This is a genomic window from Thalassobellus sediminis (assembly GCF_044386045.1).
GTDB lineage: Bacteria > Bacteroidota > Bacteroidia > Flavobacteriales > Flavobacteriaceae > Thalassobellus > Thalassobellus sediminis.
The window spans coordinates 1-245 of record NZ_JBISCD010000007.1 but is presented as its reverse complement, the minus strand read 5'-3'; the positions used below and the strand labels follow the sequence as shown (position 1 = coordinate 245).

Below are 245 nucleotides of genomic sequence, written 5' to 3'. Positions count from 1 at the left end.
AATTAGCAAAGGCTGTATCTAAAGCCGCTTGATCATCAAAGTCACAAGCATTCACAGTAAGATCTTGAACATCACTAATTGTTAAGGCATCAGCAGGAGTTACCGTAAATGTAGCTGTATCTTGCCCAGACTCACATAAGTCTGTTACATTATAAGTTACACTCGTATTACCACCCTCACATAAAGCAGGAGCAGTAAGTGCACTAATATCTGTAGCTTGCGGATCACAACCACCAGTTACACTA

Annotated in this window: 1 protein-coding gene; it reads right to left on the bottom strand. The window is 40.4% G+C overall.

Going from position 1 to position 245, the window contains the following annotated elements:
- On the bottom strand, positions 1–245 hold a 245-nt coding region (locus ACH5TW_RS00130), incomplete at both ends, for a hypothetical protein (protein ID WP_439334444.1).